This is a genomic window from Pseudoalteromonas sp. Isolate6 (assembly GCF_022398435.1).
GTDB classification, from domain to species: domain Bacteria; phylum Pseudomonadota; class Gammaproteobacteria; order Enterobacterales; family Alteromonadaceae; genus Pseudoalteromonas; species Pseudoalteromonas galatheae.
Map to the genome: position 1 here is coordinate 1 of NZ_JAKEVK010000244.1, position 6,223 is coordinate 6,223.

The following is a 6,223-nucleotide window of genomic DNA, read 5'->3' on the forward strand; positions in this document are numbered from 1 at the left end:
TAATCCCACTTGGGCCAATCTAAAGGCGAGAGCCGAAGCCCCCTTTGGTCCGTAGACATTATGCGGTATTAGCCATCGTTTCCAATGGTTGTCCCCCACCTCAAGGCATGTTCCCAAGCATTACTCACCCGTCCGCCGCTCGTCATCTTCTAGCAAGCTAGAAATGTTACCGCTCGACTTGCATGTGTTAGGCCTGCCGCCAGCGTTCAATCTGAGCCATGATCAAACTCTTCAATTAAAAGTTTTTTGAACCCGAAGATTCGTGCTCAATGAATTCTGATTGTTTGTTTCTACTTTTCAAAAAAGTAAAATCAAAACGAATTGACTATATAGTCACTCAGTTACAATTGAGACTCTAAATTTGTTTGCGTCATCTAGCGAACTAAAATCTGCTGTTAGAACTCAATCTGTACGAGTGCCCACACAGATGATTGCTTCATATTTTTAAAGAACGTTTCGAAACATTTCGTTGTTTCGAGGGATGTGCATTCTAAGCATTCCCAATTTTTTGTCAACACTTAATTTTGAATTTCTTTAGCAGAAGTTTCGAACTTAAGTTTTACTTGACGCTAACTCGTTGCTGCTTTGCTTTTCAGCGTAGCGCCCCGTGTCAGTGGGGTCGCATTATAGGGAGATCCGATTTTAGTGCAACCCTTTTTTTCGGTTTTTTCTATTTATTTTTCAAATGCTTTTTAGCCCACCGAATCCTAACAACTTATCCACATTTTCTGTGGATAACCCACAGGAATTTCGGCTTTTGCTGTTCTTTGTGGTAGATTACCGCCCCATTATTTACTCGTTCTTAGAAAAAGGCTAAATACATGGCTGATATCTTAAACTCGATAAGTGGTCTTTTATGGGGCCATCTACTTATCTACCTCTTAATAGCTGCAGGTGTATTCTTCACCATTAGGCTTGGCTTTATTCAATTCACTCAATTCCCATATATGGTGAAGGTAATGATGCAAAGCCGCGAAGGTGCTGAAGATGGTATCTCCTCTTTTCAAGCATTCTGTACTTCACTCGCCGCACGAGTTGGTACCGGTAATATGGCAGGTGTTGGCGTTGCGCTCTATTTAGGCGGTCCTGGTGCTATATTATGGATGTGGCTCATTGCCTTGATTGGTATGGCGACCAGTTTTGCTGAAAGTTGCTTAGCGCAGCTATATAAGACAAAAGATGATGACGGAAACTTCCGTGGTGGCCCTGCTTATTATATGGAGCTAGGTTTAAAACGTAAGTGGATGGGGGTGTTGTTCTCACTTTGCCTTATCCTTGCATTTGGTTTCGTCTTTAATGCAGTACAAGCCAACTCCATTGCTGCAGCATTTAACGTTGCCTTTGATGTGCCTAAATATGTGATGGGTATTGCGTTAGTAGCAGCTTCTGGGATTATCATCTTCGGTGGTTTAAAAACCATTGCACGCTTTGCCGAGCTCGTCGTGCCTTTTATGGCCGTTGCTTATCTTATACTTGCACTTTACGTCTGTGCTGTGAACTTTTCGCAGCTGCCAGATATATTCATGTTAATAGTAAAAAGTGCAATGGGTATTGAACAAGCAGGTGCTGGTGCTATTGGCTACGCCGTAATGCAAGCGATGCTTCAAGGGATCAAGCGCGGCTTATTTTCAAATGAAGCCGGTATGGGTAGCGCTGCAAACGCCGCTGCAAGTGCAACACCAAACCCGAACCATCCTGCATCGCAGGGTTATGTGCAAATGCTAGGTGTATTTGTAGACACTATAGTGATCTGTACAGCGACAGCTTCGCTTATCCTTTTATCTGGTCAGCTTGAGCCAAATTCAGGCTTGACTGGCATTGAGTTAACACAATCTGCGTTGGTTCACCATGTAGGTGAATGGGGTGCAACTTTCGTTGCAGTCGCTATTTTATTTTTTGCTTTTACCTCTATTGTTGCCAACTATAGTTACGCAGAAACCAATCTTCTGTTTTTAGATCATCATTCAAAGAAAGGCATGATGGTATTCAGAGCTTGTGTATTAGGTATGGTAATGTTTGGTGCGGTAAGTGAACTTGGACTAGTTTGGACTCTCGCCGACATTTCAATGGGGTTAATGGCTGTAGTTAACGTGGTTGCACTCTTCATGCTTCGTAAAGTCGTGATGTGGCTTGCTACGGATTATAAAAAGCAGCTTAAAGCTGGCGTAACCCCAGAGTTTGATCCGAGTACCAACCCAGAAGTAGAAAAAACACTACCAAAGGGCATTTGGACTAAATAGACCAATACAGCGCACTAATGCTGATATTTAGTGCGCTTTTTCTTTATAAAACTCACCCGTATATGAAGAAGACCACAAAAACATCCCCTTGAGTTCATTTAATGTCCAAACAAACCAACCACTTATTGCCTTTCAAAAAAAAATCCGTATAGTAAAGCACAAGTCGGCATATAGCGCAGCTTGGTAGCGCACTGTCATGGGGTGTCAGGGGTCGCAGGTTCAAATCCTGCTATGCCGACCAGCTTTTCCTTACCCTGTTCAATAAATCCTTTAAGTTACCTTTCTGACTTTCATATTTAGCTTACATCTTATTAGTATTTCACCTCAAACAATCCGCGCTGTTGATATTGATTGGATACGGATTGGAGGATATATAGAAAGCGCTGCTTTTCAAAAGTTTGTCATTAAGTCAATCGTCTTCTCAATATACATTAGCACCGTATATCTATTATTATGTCGTAGCCTCTCGTTTTGCTCGCTATAAAACTCCTACATAGTAATTTTTAGCACTTAAGGCAAAGCTAAAATCAAAGCAATTATCGAATTATATTGGCCATTGATTTCCAAGTTCGCTTTCTTAAACTAATATTAAGGGCACGGTTCAGAACAAGGAGTCACTTATGCCAGGTGCATTCGCCCATATCACGGCAGCTAATTTAGCAACTGAAAACAACGCTTTGATGGCGATGGATATACCTACTAAAGCTAAGCTTATTCTTAGTACTAAACAAAAGTACGTAGAACTTGGGTGTGTTTCGCCAGATTACCCTTATTTGGCTGTTGGCCAATCGGAGCAGAATAAGTGGGCTGACTTGATGCATTACGAGCGTACGGGAGAGATAATTAAAGCGGCTATAGCATATTGCCAAACACTGGATGGGGAAGCGCAAGAAAAATGCTTTGCTTGGCTTTGCGGTTATATGTCTCACGTTGCAGCTGACATTACTATCCACCCCGTTGTGGAATTAAAAGTTGGCCCCTATGAACAAAACCAAACAGCCCATCGCGATTGTGAAATGCATCAAGATTCGTTTATCTGGGAGCGGCTAAATTTAGGTGAAATTGGCCATGCCGATAGAGTTAAACTCAACATCGGATCATGTACTAATGCCGACGGCACTTTTGATCGCGATATTCAAAGTATTTGGCAGCATATATTAGCACTCGTCCACACTGACTATTCAAATGATGTAGCACCAGACTTTGAAGCTTGGCATGATGGCTTTCAGTTAGTTGTCGATAGCGTCGAGGAAGGTTATCGACTTTTCCCTATCGCGCGACATGTAGCCGCAGGTAGAGGTCTTTTTTATCCACGCAAAGATGAAATAAATCAAGACTACATCGAACACCTAACTACCCCCGATACGCCAATGCATTACAATGAAATTTTCGGTAAAGCGGTTGATAATATTAGGTACTATATAACCATTGTCGCTAACGCTGTGTTTGAGAGAAAAGCATACGGCGAAATCCGAAACTGGAACTTAGATACCGGTAAAGATGAGTCAGGTCATTTAACCGCATGGGAGCGATAGCATGAAATATATAGCACTTGCCGCCGTTATTTTTTTGTCACTGGGATGCACCAAGACAGCATACAGTAATGACCCTGAAGATATGGCTGATCTTGCTTCTCAGCTCAAAGATATTGCTGCCGCTGTGGATGGTACTTTAAAGTTCAGCACCAAGAAATTTGACGACCCACAAGCGCTACTAATGGCAGCGATTAATAACGATGCCAGCAAAATTGCATCGTTTGAGGGTTATCAACTCAAGGTAGAAACGCAGGCAAACCACGCAGTCCTGTTGTTATGCAAAGATGAGGTGATACTGATTGAAGATGCCGGCTGCACCGCACAGTCTGACGTTCAACATTGGCAATCGGAACAAAAGCAGGCATGCCAACTAACCATCAATACCACCGAGGTATGCAAGTCTTAACTTGGTTGTTGCTGAGCAGTAACCTGTAATTTAGCTGGTCACGCTCGGCACAGGGATCGTCTTAGGGTTCAGCACTGCGGCTCAGTCAAAAACCCAGTTTATTGCCATGTTTTTCACCAAGTACATACCACTTTCTTGTTTATCACAGCGGCTTTCGCTGGTTCGCGTTATATAAATTGTAGGCAAATTTTGCTGAGATGCTTCCACTTTTTGGGTTTGATCTGCGCACATTTTCTGCACCACATCACGCAGTGCATTTTCCTCAAGCAGATGACTAATCAACAGCCGTTTATCTTTACCTTTTAGCGGTGGTTGGACGTTTTTTGCTACGTTATACAATGCTGACATAAGGTGTTTACTGCTCGCTGGATGAAATGAGTAATAAAAACGCTGTGGAGTGAGGGCTTCAACCACAACCACACCTTTTTTACCTATTACAGAAAAGCGTCCAGTGGTCTTTTCAAGCTTTAGTGCCGTAGTTTCATCGACACCAAAGCCAAACTTTTGACCACTTTGCTGAGCAAGCACCGCAAGCCTAAAGCTTCTGCCTCGCTCGCTGAAGTGTGTATCTAAAATGCCATATGAAAAGGTCCCTAACCCACCCGCTGGATCATAAGTTAATGAGTCAGAAATTAACTTGCCACACCCTCCATGCATATCACAGTTTTGCGCAGGTGCAGCAGCATTTAGCGCCCCATTTTGCAACGCCTCAATGCTACTACCATTGGTGATCATAGGCACATTGCCAAAGTTATTCTTTCCACCTGACTGCACCGCAGTGCCTGCGCTAGTTCCAATCACGATCGGAACTTGTTTTAATGCCACAGTCCAAGGATAGGGAGTTTGCGTATCACTGGAGTACATGACTTGTTTGGTCAGCGACTGATCACCGCCATTGAACATGATAGCATCGGCGCTTTTTATTTGTCGTGTTAGTTGTTCTACACCACGCTGACACAATTTATACTCACTCAGTGTCCTATCTGGGTAAACGGCTTCTCGATTATAAATGCCATTAAGCGTATTTCGGTAAAAATCTAGATTTTTACAAGCGTTGTTGTTGATTGCAGCGGCTAGTGCAGGAGTTAATGGTAACCATTGTGCGTCGATATCGTAGTCTTGAAACAACCCTTGATAAAAGTCTGCAGACTCGTAAGGGTCTCGAGATGACGCAGTCACAAGTAATAACTTTTTATCCTTGGTTTTAGTAATACTCGCGACGATATCTTCTAGAATTTCAGTGCTTGCGACTTCACTATTCCCTTCGGTATTGACCAACTCAGGGATCCGCTTATGCTGATACAACAAAGGCAGCTCGAGCATATCAAAGAAAAAGTAAAACTCTTTATTGCTCCACTCTCGGTATAGTTCATCATCCAACTGTTTAACCCATTGGGTAAGATCAGTTTTAGACAGCGCCTTATTTAGCGGTAAATTTTCCAGCAGTTTTAAGGTGCGCTTAAGGTGCTTTTTATTTGCGGTAGGCCAACTACCGGCAAATCTTTTTGTTGCCATTTCATCAACAGAAAATAATAAATGTGTTTTCGCAGCAGCAGAAAACTCGACATTTTCTTCACAATTTTTTGTTGCCATACTAGAGCAAGTTTTAAGTGCACCACCTATTAAATAAAGTGTTTGTGCAGAAGAGGTTAAGCTGAAAAAAAGCGTGCACACCGTGATAACTGAGCGGGTAAAAAACGCAACATTCATGATAAATTCCAAACAATTTTGTTAAAAACGACTTGTCAGCACAAAAACGCTTGTGCTATAAATTTTAATGAACATTGCAAAGAGCAAGCTAGCACAAGCCAGTTTGCATTGTCAAAAAACACGAGATGAAACTATGTTGAAGAAAGCGTTCAAATTTGTTTGCTACTTCTACTCACCTCACTACCTTTCAGAGTGGTTCGACGAGTAGACACACGGTGTAATACCGTGGTGTTGTCTATTGAATGCAACCCCACCTATTAATTTCTTATAAAAATTAAACGGCTGTGTATAGGCGCTTTATCGCGATTTTTCGCAGTGGCGTGATCCTTATT

The 6,223-nt window shown here is 42.3% G+C and carries 4 protein-coding genes, 1 tRNA gene and 1 rRNA gene; 4 read left to right on the top strand and 2 right to left on the bottom strand.

Going from position 1 to position 6,223, the window contains the following annotated elements:
- Positions 1-238, bottom strand: a 16S ribosomal RNA gene (locus L1D50_RS20645); the annotation flags it as partial.
- Positions 239-821: 583 nt separating this feature from the next.
- Here L1D50_RS20645 and L1D50_RS20650 point away from each other — a divergent pair.
- The 4 genes from L1D50_RS20650 (at position 822) to L1D50_RS20665 (ending at position 4,181) form a co-directional block, all read left to right on the top strand.
- Positions 822-2,240 (top strand): sodium:alanine symporter family protein, encoded by a 1,419-nt coding sequence (locus L1D50_RS20650; RefSeq protein ID WP_239966715.1) that lies wholly within the window; start codon positions 822-824, stop codon positions 2,238-2,240.
- Between the two features lie 164 nt (positions 2,241-2,404).
- Positions 2,405-2,481 (top strand) — tRNA-Pro (locus L1D50_RS20655).
- 379 nt (positions 2,482-2,860) lie between these two features.
- Positions 2,861-3,775, top strand: coding sequence for a zinc dependent phospholipase C family protein (locus L1D50_RS20660; RefSeq protein WP_239966716.1), 915 nt, complete (start codon positions 2,861-2,863; stop codon positions 3,773-3,775).
- Between the two features lies 1 nt (position 3,776).
- A complete protein-coding gene (locus L1D50_RS20665) occupies positions 3,777-4,181 on the top strand; it encodes a hypothetical protein (protein ID WP_239966717.1) in 405 nt (134 codons plus the stop codon).
- An 81-nt stretch (positions 4,182-4,262) separates the two neighbouring features.
- Here L1D50_RS20665 and L1D50_RS20670 read toward each other — a convergent pair whose 3' ends face one another.
- Entirely contained in the window at positions 4,263-5,891 is a 1,629-nt protein-coding gene (locus L1D50_RS20670) for a cyanophycinase (protein ID WP_239966718.1), read from the bottom strand.
- Positions 5,892-6,223: the final 332 nt, after the last annotated feature.

Bases quoted from the DNA above. Each gene is read 5' to 3' on its own strand.
- L1D50_RS20650 (WP_239966715.1), top strand. From the start codon at position 822: ATGGCTGATATCTTAAACTCGATAAGTGGTCTTTTATGGGGCCATCTA.
- L1D50_RS20665 (WP_239966717.1), top strand. From the start codon at position 3,777: ATGAAATATATAGCACTTGCCGCCGTTATTTTTTTGTCACTGGGATGC.
- L1D50_RS20670 (WP_239966718.1), bottom strand. From the start codon at position 5,891: ATGAATGTTGCGTTTTTTACCCGCTCAGTTATCACGGTGTGCACGCTT.
- L1D50_RS20660 (WP_239966716.1), top strand. From the start codon at position 2,861: ATGCCAGGTGCATTCGCCCATATCACGGCAGCTAATTTAGCAACTGAA.